The organism is Parasutterella excrementihominis YIT 11859 (assembly GCF_000205025.1).
Lineage (GTDB): Bacteria > Pseudomonadota > Gammaproteobacteria > Burkholderiales > Burkholderiaceae_F > Parasutterella > Parasutterella excrementihominis.
Map to the genome: position 1 here is coordinate 109491 of NZ_GL883687.1, position 14663 is coordinate 124153.

The window sequence follows — 14663 nt, forward strand, 5'->3', positions numbered from 1 at the left end:
ACTCCTGAAAATGTATCACGAGATACATTTCAGGAATTTTTTGTGTATCGGATGATACTGACAGCCGAGGTGTAATTACCGCACAATAACACTTAACAAGACCGCCTTAAACCACGATTCAGACGGACTTGATAACAAAAAACACACCGCCGCAAATAGCGGCACTACACTCAAAACACGGAGAAAACAAACATGAAAAAGCTGATTGCTGTTGCAGTGCTTGCTGCATTCTCTTCTCTTCCTTATGCAGCTGAAAAAGACATCACAACAGACGTCGTCGTGGTCGGTCAGGGTGCCGCCGGTACCGCCGCCGCATTCGCCGCAGCCGAACAGGGCGCTAAAGTCATCGGCCTTGAAAAGAAAGGCATGGTCGGTGGAACGGGTAACTTCTCCGAAGGTATTTTCGCTGTAGGTTCCAAGATGCAGCGCGACTACTACATTCCTCTTACCAAAGACGAAGCTTTCAAGAAGATCATGAACTATGGTCACTGGCGCAGCAATGCCCGTCTGGTTCGTGCCTTCGTCGATAAATCTGCCGATACAGTCGAATGGATGCAGAAACACGGAGTTAAGTTCGAAAAACTGACCACCAACTATCCGGGCGGCCTCTACACATGGCATATTTATCAGGGCCGCGGCGCTGGCTGGATTAACGCCCTTCAGAAGAAGGGCAAAGACGAATACGGCATGCAGGTTCTCCTGAACACTCCTGCTGAAAAACTGATTTTCGGCAAAGACGGCAAAGTTGCCGGCGTTGTTGCTAAAGATAAAGACGGCAATACGCTCAACATCCACGCTAAAGCCGTGATTATCGCTACCGGCGGTTTTGCTGACAATCCCGAAATGATGAAGAAGTACACACGCTTCCCGAACACTGACGGTATTGCCCAGACCGGTAAGAACGGTGTCGGTATCCAGATGGCTTGGTCTGCCGGCGGCGGTAAAGAAGGCTTAGAAGTTCAGCAGTCCTATCGTCCGGGCCCCCGTGCAGTTTCCACAACGAACCATGTTTCTGCTACTGCCAAACAGCCTCATCTTTGGCTGACTCCGAACGGCGAACGTTTCTGCGACGAAACCATTATGGGCGACTGGCCCGCTGCCGGTAATGCTCTTGAAAGAATCGGCGGTCAGATGTGGGTTGTCTATGACAACAAGAACCTTGACTCTATGAAGCACGACGGTATTGTCCAAGGTGTCGGCGTTATGGTTCCGATCGGAGCAAAACTGACTAACTTCGAAAAAGAATGGCCGGCAGCAGAACAGGCAGGCTGGGCTGTTAAAGCTAATACGCTTGACGAACTCGCCAAAAAGACAGGTATGGATCCTGCCGTCCTGAAAGCCAGTGTTGAACAATACAACAAGGCTGCCGAACAGCGCCATGACGCTCTGTTTGCTAAGGATCCGCAGTACATCTTCCCGGTCAAACAGGGCCCATACTACGCCATCAAGAGTGTAGCGTCCTCTCTGGGAACTCTGGGCGGTATTAAGGTTAACGACCGTCTGCAGGTTGTCACAGATAAAGACAAGGCTATCCCGAACCTCTACGCAGCCGGTTCCGATGTCGGCGGTATGTACGGTGACTCTTATGACTTGCTAATGGCAGGCTCCACAATTGGTTTCGCAGTTAACTCCGGCCGTATCGCTGCTGAAAGCGCCGTTAAAGATCACAACCTTGGCAAAAAATAATCCTTAGTCAGTACTAAGGACTAGTAAGAAAGCCGCCTTCGGGCGGCTTTTCTGCACTTAGGCTTCGGGAAAATCTGGAATGAAGATACTTTCGGCCAAAGGATGGTTCTTTCTCCGTTCAAAATTTTTGAGAGTTGATTCCGGAGACGTATTTGCATAGCAGTAGACACAGCCGTGGAGACACGTGTTGTACATTCCGATGTCCTTGCTTTTAACGCACCCGCATTCTTCTCGCTGTCCCGGATCTTTTTTGATCGTGACGATCTTTTTCATTTCAACCCGATTTGCGTTGAACAGATCTAAGTGATCAAGCTCAAACGGAGTTCTGGCCGGAGCCTTTGTGAGATAGTCTGTGAGCTCGGGATTTTCGCCGAAAACTTTGAGCATCAGTTCAGCATCGATGCACTTGCTCGGAAGTATTCCGTGGTGAGACAGATCGAATTTTTCTGCGCAAGCGCAGATCTCCAAGTTCCATCCGCGCTCTTTCCAGTAAGCGCGAATCTTCGAAAGGTATCCGGCGAACTCTTCGATTTGTTCTGCTGACGGTTCAGCCTCACAGATAGAGGTTGAATCGTATTGAGAGGCAAAGTGCTCAGAGTACTTGAGTAGATTTCTCTGAACCTTTTTGTAGACCTTGATGTCGATGAAACTAAACACCAGTCGGTTAGTACAGCCTTTGAGTTTTTTGCTGATCTTGAAAATCCTCGTTGCGAGCTCTCTTGGCGTGAGCGTTTTAGTAAATAGCACTGGATCAAAACGCCAGACGATTCTTTCCGGACCGAGTAAGGAAGCGAGCTCCTTGAAGGTTTGAATCCTGCTTTCTAGTGACGGTACGTTCGGCTCAAGATTTTCCTGCTGATAGTCATTCAGAGTGAAATGAAAATAGTAATGAACACCGGCGGCATCAAGTTGCGGAAGATACGGAATCAAAGGCTTCGGATTCTTGGTCCAAAAAACGATGACTTTGGTTTTTTCAAAAGAAACAAAGACCGGTTTCTGGTTGAACGGATTGAACCACTTCACGTAGCCTCGGCCGCCGTTGAATCGTGTTGCGAACCACTTCGGAAAGTAAGCCGGGATGTCCGTTGAACGGCTGGCAGAGATGATGACCGGAGCGATTGCTTTCACTGTCGTGCCGTTATCTGTGAGGATTTCGACTTTTTCTGCGGGCATCTTAAGTGTGTTGTTCCGGCTTTTCAAACGAGTTCGATGAGTCAGACTACTTTACTTTTAAACCTCAAGTTCTTCAACACATCGACTTCGCCGCGGAAGACGAGCTCGCTTCGGAGCCTGACTATTCACACTTCATTCGAATGGCAAATTACAATGACCTCGTAATAACAAGAGGACACCATGACACCACTGATAGCCGCGAGACGATATTTTTGGGGAGCTTACAGCTTTTCCACGCTCGGACGATTTGTTCACGGTATGGCGTTGTCGTGGGTTGTGTGGACTCAAACGCATTCCCCGCTCTGGCTGAGCGCTATTGCTCTACTATCTGCGCTGCCTTCTTTGCCTTTGGCGCCGGTAGCGGGTTCCATGGCGGATCGTTTCCATCGCCACCATATTCTTTTAATTACACAGACAATTGGCTGTGTCATCGCGGCACTTACAGCGTTCCTGTCTTTTTTCGGCTACCTCAATCCGTACAACTTAGCTGTGCTGGCATTGATTTTCGGCATTGTGACTTCTATTGACGGTCCGTCTATGCACTCGATGCTGGTAGAGACCGGTGAGACGGTTTCTCAAGCTGTGGCTCGGCAGTCTTTAGTGATGAATGTGGCGCGATCGATTGCACCGATGGTGGCGGTTTTCATTATTGAAAGTTTTTCTGCTACCTGGTGTTTCGCGATGAATGCGATCTGCTTCATCCCGATGATCGCCGTGATGGCAGTTGTCAAAATACCGAACCGCACTACGAGTGAGCAGAGAGAAGAGAGTGTGGGCGTGACTTCTCGTCAGCTTTTCATGACTTATCCTATTCTCCGAGAAGTATTGCCGCAGGTGGCGTGCCTTTCTATCTTAGTGATGCCTGCCGTAGCTCTGCTGCCTGCGATTTCTCTGAAAGGCAGCGAATTGATGAGCTTCGGTTCTATGTCCTCAGGTTTAGGTTTCGGCGCGGTGGCTGCTGCTGTTTTGATGCAGAGAAACCGCCGCATTATTCATCATGTGACGACGGTTTGGACAGGCGGTTGGGTCACGTGTATTGCTTTTGCGGTTCTTCCTGCTCTGGAGACTGTGACTTCACAGTGGCTCTGTGCTCTGGTAGCCGGAGGCTCACTGACCTTTGCGCTTGCGGCGGCAAATAATCTTGTGCAGTGCAAGGCGCCGGATATCTACCGCGGGCGTTTCTCGGCGATGTATTTGGCGGTCATGCTCGGACTCGTGCCCGTCGGGCAGCTGATCTTAGGTTTTGCCTCCGAGCAGTTCACGGCTGTCGTCGCTGTGCGCGCCTGTGCCGTGATCGCCATGGTCCTGATGGTGCTGTTCGCGTTCCTCTTTTCGATATCTAAGGCAGAAGAAACGGTAGGCCCGGACTAATCGGTCCACCAGTCGTAGATATTCTCAAACAGTTTGGCTTTAACGTAGACGTTGCGGCCGCTCTTATATAAGAGGTCCTTGCTGATCCAGTCGGAGAAGATTCGGCTGACTGAAACACGAGTCAGGTTGACCACAGCTCCGTATTGTTCGTTGGTCAAATCCAGCGGAATTCGATTCCACACGGTATCCGAGATCGGAACTTCATAGTTGATCAGCAGAACTTTAAGGAAACGCCTTAGACGTTCGGCTGGTTCCAGTGTGAAGTTGGCGACCATTGCTTCCAGAGAACACTCTTGTTTCCGGGTGACGTGCGCGGCCTCCTTGGCGGCAAATTCGCTGTTGTTTTTCATTAAATCGGTTAGAACATGCGGCTGCATGATGAGCACCTCACAAGGCCCAATGGCTCGGGTAGTAACATTGACCCGATCTCCGGTGATGACGGATAAGTCGCACGCTGAACATCCGGGGATCAATAAGCTTAAAACACTCGGATGACTTTTGTAACGATCTGCAACATAGTAAGCAGCGGCTCCTCTTGTGATGAGGTAGAGCTTTGACGGCTCACCTTTGCCCTTGAGCAGATGACCCGGCCGAATAGAGCCGGGAACCCCGTATTTGCGGAATAATTCCTGGGTCTCGGGTAATTCTTTAGGCGGAACCCAGGGGTGGGTTTTGAAAATTTGTCGCATATTTAAGTACTTAATGGGTGCATAATCATTTTTGCACTGGCAAGAAGTTTTTAACAGTCAGTCACGTATTAACACCTAGTAAACGATGGACAAACGATTCTGTCAAAGGCACCATTACGGGATGACTAAAAACCAGCAGTTTAAAAAACAAACACATAGAGGCGCTTTTTCCGTCCTACGCGCTTGTAAGGAAGAACCTGTTTTCAAGGGCAAAAAGGTTGCCGCGTCCCTGACGCTGGCCCTGGTTGTTTTATTGGGTCTAGGTTCTCTTGGCTCACAAAGTGCATTAGCAGTTTCCTCTCCGAAGGTAGCCGCTGATTCTAAAGGTCCTCAGACCGAGCCTCCGTTGAAGGTTAAATCTTTGAGCTACTCCAATTTCGAACGCGAGGATTTGACCAAGCCGTTTGAAACCGAGGAGCAGGTCATTGATCGAATGGAAACCAATGCCGCTCGTTTTATTTCCGAGCATTACCGCGTTGACCGCGAAGATGCTTCTGAAATTGTTGAACAAGCATTTATTTCTGGCAAAAATCACGATGTTGATCCTTTGTTGATTTTGGCAGTTATTGCGACTGAATCCTCTTTTGACCCGAAGGCCGGCAGCTCTGTCGGTGCGAAAGGTCTGATGCAGGTTCACGCCAAAGTGCATGCCAAACGCTTCAAAGAGTTCGGCGGTCTTAAAGCCGTTCATGAAGTGGAAGCCGGAATTGAAGTCGGTACCCAGATTCTTAAAGAATATCTGAATAAGACCGGCTCTCTGAAGGGCGCATTGAAGTACTACGTCGGTGCTGCTAAGCATTCTCACGACGGCGGGTACAGCCGCAAGGTTCTCTCTATGAGAAACCATCTTCGTCTGGCTGCCAGCGGTCAGGTGGAAGCGGCAAAGATTCAGGCTCGTGCACCGAGCAAATTCCCTGAAAACTACAGAGATGGTCCGGTTTTTGCAACTTACGGTGCCAATTTGGCCCGTGCGATTACTGAAGGGTACAAGACGACTCAGACCTCCGGCTCCGCTGACGGGAACGGATCAGCCTAATCGCATGGCGGCTTAGCGAAAGTCACCCCACAAAGTTTGAGCAAACGAAGCGGCAGCAAGAGCTGCCGTTTCTGTTCTTAGGACTCTGTTGCCGAGTTTGCAGCTGTAAAATCCGCTTTCTATTAGGGTATTAATTTCTTTCGGAGATAAGCCGCCTTCAGGCCCCACGGCGAATGTGACCGCTGTCGGAGTGTCAGGAGAATCGTAAGTCTTTCCGATCGGGCTCAGGACGAATTTCAAGCCTTCGGCGTGAGCTGCGGCATCTTTCAAACTGCTGCAGAACCGAATATTCGGAAGATAGTTTTCTCCGCATTGTTGACACGCAGAGACGGCAATTTTGTTCCAACGCTCAACTCGCTTCACTGCTTTTTCGCAGGTCAAGCGCACTTCGCCGCGCTCGGACGGAAAAACAGCGATCTCCGCATAACCGAGCTCGCAAGCCTTTTCAATAATCCAATCCATTTTCTCGTTGGCAACCAACGCCTGCATGAGAACAAGCTTAAGTCCTCTCGGCTGCATGATGACTTCCTGTGGAATCACTTCTGCGAAATCCGTTGCAAAACGAATCGTTCCTTTAACAGCACAGCCTTTTCCGTTGAACACTTCGACTGCGTCACCTTGTCTCATGCGCAGAACCCGCATTGCGTGATGGACGGCCTCCGGCGGCAGAACAAGAGGTGCTTCGGTGTCAGCGGATTCAAAAAAATAGTAAAAGCGGGGCATGTTTTGTTAAAAGTGCTTTCAGAGAAAAACAAAATGATAAAGCAATTGTCGGATTATTAAGGAAAATAAGGAGGGTTTTTCGGCTAAACGGCTGATTTCGATAAGGGTTCAGAGTTGGTAGAATTACAGGTATTCTCAAGCCCGAAACTCGGGATTTTTCTTATTTAGATCATATTGACTATGTCCTCTTCCGTCTCCAGTAAGACAATGGCCAACGCAGTTCGCGCTCTGGCTATGGATGCAGTCCAAAAAGCAAATTCCGGTCACCCCGGAATGCCGATGGGTATGGCAGATATCGCTGTCGCCCTTTGGACTAAACACCTTCGTCACAATCCTTCTGATCCTAAATGGCTCGGCCGCGACCGTTTCCTTCTTTCCAACGGCCACGGTTCCATGCTCCAGTATGCACTGCTGCATCTGGCGGGCTACGACCTCACCATTGATGATCTGAAGAATTTCCGCCAACTTCACAGCAAGACGCCGGGACACCCCGAAATCGGAGTGACTCCCGGCGTTGAAACATCCACCGGTCCGCTCGGACAGGGAATTGCCAATGCTGTCGGTATGGCTTTGGCTGAAAAAATGCTGGCAGCCGAATTCAACGAAGAGGGCTATGACATCATCAATAACTACACCTATGCATTCTTAGGTGACGGCTGCTTGATGGAAGGCATTTCTCACGAAGTCTGCTCTTTGGCCGGTGTTTGGAAACTCAACAAACTCATCGCTCTGTACGATGACAACGGTATTTCCATCGACGGCAAGATCGAAAACTGGTTCGGCGAAAACGTTCGCGAACGTTTCGAATCCTATAACTGGAACGTCATCGGCCCGATCGACGGCCACGATATCGAAGCAGTTTCCGAAGCCATTGAAGAGGCTAAGAAATCTGACAAGCCGACACTCATCGACTGCAAGACGGTGATCGGTTTCGGTTCTCCCAACCGCGCCGGCACAAGCAAAGCTCACGGTTCTCCGCTCGGAGACGAAGAGCTTGCCGAAGCCAAGAAGGCTCTGGGCTGGGAATACGCACCGTTTGAAATTCCTCAGGAAATTTACGACGCATTCGATGCACGTAAGGCCGGTGCCGAAATGGAAGAGGCATGGCTTGAAAAATATCGCCGTTATGCCGAAGCTTTCCCGGCTAAAGCAGCTGAATTAGAACGCCGCATGAAGGGCCAGCTTCCCGAAAACTGGGATGACGTCATCCTTGAGGCTATCGTTAACGCAGCCGGCGAAGCTAAGACAGTCGCAACCCGTAAAGCCAGTCAGATGGCCTTGAATGCTTACGCACCGCATCTGCCTGAACTGCTCGGCGGCTCTGCAGACCTGACAAGCTCCAACCTGACTAACTGGGAAGGTGTTCAGGCCATGAGACCGGATACCTATCTCGGACGCCACATCAACTACGGTGTTCGCGAGTTCGGTATGTGTGCCATCATGAACGGTATCGCTTTGTACGGCGGATTCATCCCCTACGGCGCTACATTCCTTACGTTCGCAGACTACGGCCGCAATGCTCTGAGAATGGCTGCGCTGATGAAACTGCGCTCTATCTTCGTCTTTACACACGACTCTATCGGCGTCGGCGAAGACGGCCCGACACATCAGCCGATCGAACAGACAGAAAGCCTGCGCATCATCCCGAACATGGATGTCTGGCGTCCTGCTGATGCCTGCGAAACGCTTACCGCCTGGGCCTGCGCAATTTCCCGGCAGGACGGTCCATCCTCCCTGATTTTCAGCCGTCAGAACCTTCCGTTCGTTGAACGCGATGAGATCAATGTCGATGACATGGAAAAGGGCGGCTACATCATGCTCGAAGCCCCGAACGGTCCATCTTCCGTTGAAGTGACTTTGGTGGCTACCGGCAGCGAAGTTGCACTGGCTGCCGAGGCTCGCAAACAGCTTTTGGCAATGAACATCCAGACACGTCTCGTCTCCATGCCCTCCACGACAGTCTTTGATCGTCAGGACAAGGAATACCGCGACTTCGTCTTAGGCGAAGGCAGACCCGTTGTCGCCATCGAGGCCGGCAGAACGGACGGTTGGTGGAAGTACATCCGCGGCGCCGGTACCGTTATCGGTCTGGATCGTTTCGGCGAATCTGCTCCTGCTTCCGAACTCTTTAAACTTTTTGGTTTCACCGTCGATAACGTTGTTGAAACTGTTCAGCACGTTCTTTCTCAAGGAAAATAAACATGACTATTCGAGTTGCTATTACCGGTTACGGCCGCATCGGTCGCAACGTCCTCCGCGCTTTCTATGAAGAAAAGAAATGGCCGGACGTTAAGATCGTTGCCATTAACGATACTGCTAAACCCGAAGCCACCGTTCATCTGACCAAGTTCGACACAACGCACGGCAAGTTCAACGGCGACGTTTACTGGGACGACGGTCATCTGGTCGTGAACGGAGACCGCATTTTCATGTGCTCCGAGCGTGATCCGAAGAAGCTTCCTTGGAAAGATCTGGACGTCGATATCGTTCTCGAATGCACGGGTGCATTCCGCGATAAAGAAGGCGCCATGCAGCACATCGAAGCCGGTGCTAAGAAAGTTTTGATCTCCGCTCCGGGCAAAGACGTTGACGCTACTGTTGTCTACGGTGTGAACCAGGACGTTCTCAAGGCAAGCGACGTTGTCGTTTCCAACGCTTCCTGCACCACCAACTGCATGTGCCCGTTCGTTAAGCCTTTGATGGATAAACTCGGCATTGTTGACGGCATGATGACTACTATCCACGCCTTCACAAATGACCAGGTTCTGACCGACGTTAAGCACAAAGATCTGCGCCGCGCCCGTGCCGCTGCCGACAACATCATCCCGACGAAGACCGGTGCTGCCAAGGCCGTCGGTGTCGTGATCCCCGAACTGAAGGGCAAGCTTGACGGTTACGCCATGCGCGTTCCGACTCTGAACGTTTCCGTTGCCGACCTTACCTTCAACGCTAAGCGTCCGACAACCGTTGAAGAAGTCAACAAGATCATTCTGGAAGCCTCCGAAAGTCCCGAACTTAAAGGCATTCTCGGCTACAACGAACTGCCGCTGGTTTCTTCCGACTTCAACCACACTTCCTTCTCCTCCATTTTCGATGCCACTCTGACTAAGGTCATCGACGGTACGCTGGTGAAAGCTGTTGCTTGGTATGACAACGAGTGGGGCTTCTCCTGCAGAATGCTCGACACCGCTGTTGCGATGTACAACGCGAAGTAATTCTTAAAATCACTTGATCAAACCCCGCATTGTCGGGGTTTGGTTTAACAGGAAAGAAGATCCATGAAAGTCAAAACACTTGAAGAATTAGTCAATGAAGGCGCGCTTGAAGGAAAGCGTGTTTTTATTCGTGCCGACATGAATGTTCCCCGCGATGCAGAAGGCAACGTTACTGATGACCATCGCTTGAAAGAATCCATGCCTGCCGTGAAGATGGCTCTGAAGGGCGGCGCCGGCGTGATGGTCTGCTCTCACCTGGGTCGTCCTAAGGAAGGCGAACTCACAGAACAGGACAGTCTGGCTAAAGTTGCCGAAACGTTCGGCAAGATGCTCGGCATGCCGATCCGTTTTGAAAAAGACTGGCTCAACGGCGTTGACGTAAAGCCGGGTGAAGTCGTGATTCTTGAAAACTGCCGAGGCAATGTCGGCGAGAAGAAAAACGATCCCGAACTCGTTAAGAAGATGGCAAAGCTTTGCGATGTCTACGTTAACGACGCTTTCGGAACCGCTCACCGCGCTCAGGCCACCACTGACGGTCTGGCCCGCGAAGCCGAAGTCGCCTGCGCTGGTCCTCTGCTTGCCAAAGAAATCAAGGCTCTGACAAAGGCTGTTGCCGAAGCCAAACGTCCGCTGGTTGCTATCGTCGGCGGTTCCAAGGTTTCCACGAAGCTCACCATTTTGAAGCATCTGGCTCCGCTGGTTGATACCTTGATTGTCGGCGGCGGTATTGCCAACACGTTCCTTTTGGCTGAAGGTCATCACATCGGTACTTCTTTGGCTGAGCCTGCCCTTGTCGGCGAATGCAAAGAAGTCATGAAGATCATGAAAGAGAAAGGTGGTCATCTTCCTCTTCCGGTTGACGTTGTTGTGGCCCACCATATTGGATATGACGCCGGCTTCAGAATCTGTGATCTTGACGATATCGAAGCAGACGAAATGATTCTCGATATCGGTCCGAAGACCAGCAAAATGCTTGCTGAATACCTGAAAGACGCCAAGACGATCATTTGGAACGGTCCGGTCGGCGTTTTCGAAATGGACAACTTCAAAGAAGGTACCCGCGACCTCGCAGAAAAAGTTGCCGAAGCTACTGCTAACGGTGCTTTCACGATTGTCGGCGGCGGCGATACGATTGCTGCGGCGAAAGCCTTTAAGGTGGCAGATAAAGTTTCTTATATCTCTACAGGCGGCGGTGCCTTCCTTGAATTCCTTGAAGGCAAGACATTGCCTGCTATCGCAGCCCTTCAGGAAAGAACTAAGTAATAGTCTTTTCTGAAATAACGAAACCTGTCGACCTCAAATCGGCAGGTTTTTGTTTTATTGACCGGGAAATTTCTTTGCTTTCCAGAGGAGTTGAGGAGAAAATTTAGACTTTTCAGACTCGTAAATCCGAAAGGTCTGAACTATTCGTATTTAACGATCTGAAAAGTCAAAATATCTTGAATAAACGGCCTGTTTATTGTTTCATCGAAGTCGATACTGATATCTCACCTCCTGGTAGATATTCATTGGCTGTACGCCGGTTGAAGGAGGACGCTTAACAAAGCCGCTGCATGCTCTGACAGCTGTCAGACCTGCCCGATCTAATTGCTTATTTCCTGAACTTTTGTAAAGATCGGCTGCTGTGAAAATTCCGTCGGCAGTGACACGGATTTTGTAAAGAGCAATACCGATCAGACCGTGAGAATTTGGCTCTAGGAACCTCCGCGCGTGAATGCAAAGCGAAACATCTTCAAGGTATTGTAGGTAAATCTCTCGTTTTTTATCGGCGACTTTTTTTTCAGTGAGGCTATTTTCCGAAACAGATTCCATCCCAAGAGATTGTCCTTGTTCTGAGACAGCTGCTTGTGCACTGTCCAGTTTTACGATGACGGTCATTGGAAAATCTTCTTCGGACGGCGCAGGTGCGGTTAAAAACATCAAACCAAAACAATGGCACAAGATCGCTAGCGAGATGCCGATTTTGAGTGTGTCATTGGAAAGTTCGCTCATTTTTCGACCCTCGGAGAGGTAGCGACATGAAGCTTCTCGCCTCCGTGTTGACGAACAGCATCGACCAAATAAATCATCTCTCCGGCAGGCGCCTGAGGATCTGCCATCAACACAATCTGACCCGGTCTGGCCTTGAATTGGATAATTACTGAAGCCAAACGTTCATCGAGTTCTTCTTTTTTGGTTGGGATGCCGTCGCAGAGGAATGATCCGTCTTTGTTTAGGCGAATTTCAACCACATGGCCAGCCAAGGCTTTCGATGTTTTTGCCGGAGGGAGGTCAAAATCAATAGAATGGACGGCAAAACTAGCTGCTAGGATAAAGAAGATCAGAAGAATAAAGACGACGTCAATGAGAGAAGTCAGGTCAGAAGAGTCTTCTCGCTCCCCGCGTGCTCTTATGTTGATCATAATTCTCTCCCTCCGGGTTACTAGACTTCCTATGGGTTAGGCCGCGTTATTCTGAGACTGTTTATAAAGAACTGCCTTGTTGGCCACGCGGTTTAAATAATCCAATCGGTTACTCTCGATCGAAAGGAAAATCCTGTAGCAAAAAACGGCAGGAATGGCGATGATTAGACCGGTTGCGGTCGTAATTAATGCCTGCCATATTCCTTCGGCTAATAGTTCCATATCGATGCCGCTGCGAGATTGTGCTATGACTGCGAAAGTCTGAATCATTCCGATGATCGTTCCCAACAACCCGAGCAAGGGGGAAATCCTACCCAGCGTAGCTAAAAGAGGCAGGCGTTTATCCATCATAGCGGCTAAGGACGAGATATTTTCAGCTAATACGCCTTCGTAAAAAGGCATCTTCTCACTGGAACCGAGCGCGGAAGCATAATTTTTGAGCCAAGGTGTTTCGGAGAAATATGTTTCAGCTGCTGCAAATTCGCCTTTTTGAATTTTTTCAAGAATATTCTTTTGTTGATCCGCATCCGGAAGCGGATTCCAGATGTAACTTAAAGACCGATCAATAATCAAAGCAAGGACAATAATGGAGATCAATAGTAAGGGTACCATTACCCATCCGCCGGCGATAATCAGAGACATCTTGACTTCCTTATAGTTGTTGAGCCCGTTTGTGGTCTGAGGCCTTTTCCAATGATTGTCAGCCATCGATCGCAGGCTTGCAAGTCATCACGAGCCTGCGAGATGCTCAGCATTCCATCTGTATATTGAACCTCGCAGCAGCCTTTTCCGACAATATCGACAATTCCCTTGGCGCGAAGCACCTTTTTTCCTGAGTTTCGAATGATTGGTTCAATTCGTTCCAATTCAAGCGGTTCAGAAAATTTGACGGCACAAGTTTCGAATAGACTGGTATTGCCTCGCATGGAAAACCCGGCGTTGTTCAGCAGCATCGTGTCTGCTCCCGGCGTGTGTTTTCGAGAGGTAAACATACCGTACTTTTTGTCTATCCAGTGGTTGAAGAAGTGATCAAGGACGGCAAAGTTTGCATCGCCGTTGGCAGAAAGAATGATCAATGCTTTGGAATTAAGATCGTGTAGTGACTGCGTGAGCCGCTCGATGCTTTCGTCGCAGACGAGATCCGCTTTACTGACGACAATGACGTCTGCTCGTGTAAGTTGGGCCAATCTTAGTTTTTCATTGAGATATTCCGGATGTTCGGTAAGGTTGGGTGCATCGGCCACAGAGACGACTAGACCGATCTTGCAAATATCATTTAGTTCTTCCAGAGAATGAACCACGTTATCGGGATTTGCTAAACCGGTCGTTTCCAAGATCAGTTGATCGGCCGGAGTGTTCTGAATTAACCGCAAAATCCCCGGACGAAGGCTGTCGGCGAGCGAACAGCAAATGCAGCCATCGTTGAGAGCCTCAACACAAGTTTCATCTCCGATGAGTGCCGTGTCTAAATCGATTTCACCAAATTCGTTCTGAAGGACACCGGTAAAACGTTCTCGTGTGTGAAGGAAATTGAGCCAATTTTGCAGAAAAGTGGTTTTTCCTGATCCTAAAAAACCGCAAAGAACGTGAATGAGAGGTTTGTCACTAAGGTCAACTTCATCCGGGATATATGAAAGAGGAGGTGCAGAGAGTTTATAAACGGCGTCCATTTCTTCATCGTCTTCAAAGACCGGCAAGCCGAACTCTGCTTCTATAAAGAAGTCATTTACACTGGGCAGATTGCCGGATTTCAGTACTCCAAGAGCCGGAGTGGTGTTTAAAGACGTTTTAAATGATTGAATCAGGGCGGAAAAAAGCGGCATAAGGGCACGTGCCGGCCGCATCTCTCGTCCGATAAAGCGGGCGTCTCTTTTGTGAGTATGGAACGAAAGATTAAGACCTTTTTTATCTAACCGAAACACGAGTCCCATCGAACCGATCTTAAAATCCTGCAGTTCCTGGAAATGTTCGGATAGAGTCCTGATCTTTTGAATGTGATTATCTTTTTTGTATAACCCCTGCATGCTCTCGGGCATTTGGGTCTTTAATTCGTCTCCCACGGGAAAAGCGTAGAGATCAAACGAGGAGGCAATCGCCTGATCATCATGCTCTTCTCCCATGAAGACGATTCCATATACCAAGTCGCTGTTAGCCAGTCTTGTGGACCAAGAGAAATTTCCCTTATTTGAAGGGAGAAAACCCCTCCACCCTAATCCTCGTGCAACCTTACGGTCTAAGTGGAGCTGCATGAGGAGGTTGTGAAGAAGAGTGACGCCTTCGTTTTCGGTTTCAGGAGAAAGGCTTCGGGGAATTAAACAATCGAGCAACATGGTGGAAAATCTTTCCGGCCCCGCTTCCCGGGGCCGAT

General features: G+C 49.6%; 13 protein-coding genes. 6 read left to right on the top strand and 7 right to left on the bottom strand.

Going from position 1 to position 14663, the window contains the following annotated elements; translation table 11 throughout:
• Positions 1-192: 192 nt before the first annotated feature.
• Positions 193-1686 (top strand): FAD-dependent oxidoreductase, encoded by a 1494-nt coding sequence (locus HMPREF9439_RS03065; protein WP_008810660.1) that lies wholly within the window; start codon positions 193-195, stop codon positions 1684-1686.
• Positions 1687-1743: 57 nt separating this feature from the next.
• Here HMPREF9439_RS03065 and HMPREF9439_RS03070 read toward each other — a convergent pair whose 3' ends face one another.
• The gene (locus HMPREF9439_RS03070) at positions 1744-2859 is read right to left on the bottom strand and encodes a DUF1848 domain-containing protein (protein WP_008863672.1); all 1116 of its coding nucleotides are present in this window, start codon (positions 2857-2859) and stop codon (positions 1744-1746) included.
• A gap of 180 nt (positions 2860-3039) precedes the next feature.
• On the opposite strand from HMPREF9439_RS03070, the gene HMPREF9439_RS03075 reads away from it, so the two are divergent.
• Positions 3040-4230 carry an MFS transporter gene (locus HMPREF9439_RS03075; protein ID WP_008810662.1) on the top strand — a complete coding sequence of 397 codons (1191 nt, stop codon included), beginning with the start codon at positions 3040-3042 and terminating at the stop codon, positions 4228-4230.
• Here the strand turns inward: HMPREF9439_RS03075 and HMPREF9439_RS03080 are convergent.
• On the bottom strand, positions 4227-4919 hold the full coding sequence (locus tag HMPREF9439_RS03080; RefSeq protein WP_008810663.1) for a Crp/Fnr family transcriptional regulator: 693 nt from the start codon (positions 4917-4919) through the stop codon (positions 4227-4229). The genes HMPREF9439_RS03075 and HMPREF9439_RS03080 overlap by 4 nt on opposite strands.
• Positions 4920-5040: 121 nt before the next feature.
• Between HMPREF9439_RS03080 and HMPREF9439_RS03085 the strand changes: the two genes are divergently transcribed.
• The gene (locus HMPREF9439_RS03085; protein ID WP_008810664.1) at positions 5041-5955 is read left to right on the top strand and encodes a transglycosylase SLT domain-containing protein; all 915 of its coding nucleotides are present in this window, start codon (positions 5041-5043) and stop codon (positions 5953-5955) included.
• A gap of 12 nt (positions 5956-5967) precedes the next feature.
• On the opposite strand, the gene HMPREF9439_RS03090 is transcribed toward HMPREF9439_RS03085, so the two are convergent.
• Complete coding sequence (locus tag HMPREF9439_RS03090) at positions 5968-6678, bottom strand: 16S rRNA (uracil(1498)-N(3))-methyltransferase (RefSeq protein ID WP_008810665.1); 711 nt, start codon at positions 6676-6678, stop codon at positions 5968-5970.
• Between the two features lie 180 nt (positions 6679-6858).
• Here HMPREF9439_RS03090 and tkt point away from each other — a divergent pair, with 180 nt between their 5' ends.
• The 3 genes from tkt (at position 6859) to HMPREF9439_RS03105 (ending at position 11156) form a co-directional block, all read left to right on the top strand.
• Positions 6859-8877: a transketolase gene (tkt, locus tag HMPREF9439_RS03095; RefSeq protein ID WP_174260298.1), complete on the top strand. Its 2019-nt coding sequence runs from the start codon at positions 6859-6861 to the stop codon at positions 8875-8877.
• Positions 8878-8879: 2 nt separating this feature from the next.
• The gene (gene gap, locus HMPREF9439_RS03100) at positions 8880-9893 is read left to right on the top strand and encodes a type I glyceraldehyde-3-phosphate dehydrogenase (RefSeq protein WP_008810667.1); all 1014 of its coding nucleotides are present in this window, start codon (positions 8880-8882) and stop codon (positions 9891-9893) included.
• Between the two features lie 63 nt (positions 9894-9956).
• Positions 9957-11156, top strand: a complete 1200-nt coding sequence (locus tag HMPREF9439_RS03105; protein ID WP_008810668.1) for a phosphoglycerate kinase — start codon at positions 9957-9959, stop codon at positions 11154-11156.
• Between the two features lie 201 nt (positions 11157-11357).
• Here the strand turns inward: HMPREF9439_RS03105 and HMPREF9439_RS03110 are convergent, their stop codons facing one another.
• Genes HMPREF9439_RS03110 through HMPREF9439_RS03125 form a run of 4 tightly spaced genes read right to left on the bottom strand, consistent with a single transcriptional unit; the run spans position 11358 to position 14625 of the window.
• A complete protein-coding gene (locus tag HMPREF9439_RS03110; protein ID WP_008863675.1) occupies positions 11358-11885 on the bottom strand; it encodes an energy transducer TonB family protein in 528 nt (175 codons plus the stop codon).
• On the bottom strand, positions 11882-12295 hold the full coding sequence (locus HMPREF9439_RS03115) for an ExbD/TolR family protein (RefSeq protein WP_008810670.1): 414 nt from the start codon (positions 12293-12295) through the stop codon (positions 11882-11884). Before HMPREF9439_RS03115 ends, HMPREF9439_RS03110 begins: the two co-directional genes overlap by 4 nt.
• A 36-nt stretch (positions 12296-12331) precedes the next feature.
• Positions 12332-12937, bottom strand: coding sequence for a MotA/TolQ/ExbB proton channel family protein (locus tag HMPREF9439_RS03120; protein ID WP_008863676.1), 606 nt, complete (start codon positions 12935-12937; stop codon positions 12332-12334).
• Positions 12928-14625, bottom strand: coding sequence for a CobW family GTP-binding protein (locus HMPREF9439_RS03125; RefSeq protein ID WP_008863677.1), 1698 nt, complete (start codon positions 14623-14625; stop codon positions 12928-12930). The genes HMPREF9439_RS03120 and HMPREF9439_RS03125 overlap by 10 nt, the downstream gene beginning before the upstream one ends.
• Positions 14626-14663 lie beyond the last annotated feature (38 nt).

Bases quoted from the DNA above. Each gene is read 5' to 3' on its own strand.
- HMPREF9439_RS03075 (WP_008810662.1), top strand. From the start codon at position 3,040: ATGACACCACTGATAGCCGCGAGACGATATTTTTGGGGAGCTTACAGC.
- HMPREF9439_RS03110 (WP_008863675.1), bottom strand. From the start codon at position 11,885: ATGAGCGAACTTTCCAATGACACACTCAAAATCGGCATCTCGCTAGCG.
- HMPREF9439_RS03065 (WP_008810660.1), top strand. From the start codon at position 193: ATGAAAAAGCTGATTGCTGTTGCAGTGCTTGCTGCATTCTCTTCTCTT.
- HMPREF9439_RS03080 (WP_008810663.1), bottom strand. From the start codon at position 4,919: ATGCGACAAATTTTCAAAACCCACCCCTGGGTTCCGCCTAAAGAATTA.
- HMPREF9439_RS03090 (WP_008810665.1), bottom strand. From the start codon at position 6,678: ATGCCCCGCTTTTACTATTTTTTTGAATCCGCTGACACCGAAGCACCT.
- HMPREF9439_RS03115 (WP_008810670.1), bottom strand. From the start codon at position 12,295: ATGATCAACATAAGAGCACGCGGGGAGCGAGAAGACTCTTCTGACCTG.
- HMPREF9439_RS03125 (WP_008863677.1), bottom strand. From the start codon at position 14,625: ATGTTGCTCGATTGTTTAATTCCCCGAAGCCTTTCTCCTGAAACCGAA.
- HMPREF9439_RS03070 (WP_008863672.1), bottom strand. From the start codon at position 2,859: ATGCCCGCAGAAAAAGTCGAAATCCTCACAGATAACGGCACGACAGTG.
- HMPREF9439_RS03105 (WP_008810668.1), top strand. From the start codon at position 9,957: ATGAAAGTCAAAACACTTGAAGAATTAGTCAATGAAGGCGCGCTTGAA.
- HMPREF9439_RS03120 (WP_008863676.1), bottom strand. From the start codon at position 12,937: ATGTCTCTGATTATCGCCGGCGGATGGGTAATGGTACCCTTACTATTG.
- tkt (WP_174260298.1), top strand. From the start codon at position 6,859: ATGTCCTCTTCCGTCTCCAGTAAGACAATGGCCAACGCAGTTCGCGCT.
- gap (WP_008810667.1), top strand. From the start codon at position 8,880: ATGACTATTCGAGTTGCTATTACCGGTTACGGCCGCATCGGTCGCAAC.
- HMPREF9439_RS03085 (WP_008810664.1), top strand. From the start codon at position 5,041: ATGACTAAAAACCAGCAGTTTAAAAAACAAACACATAGAGGCGCTTTT.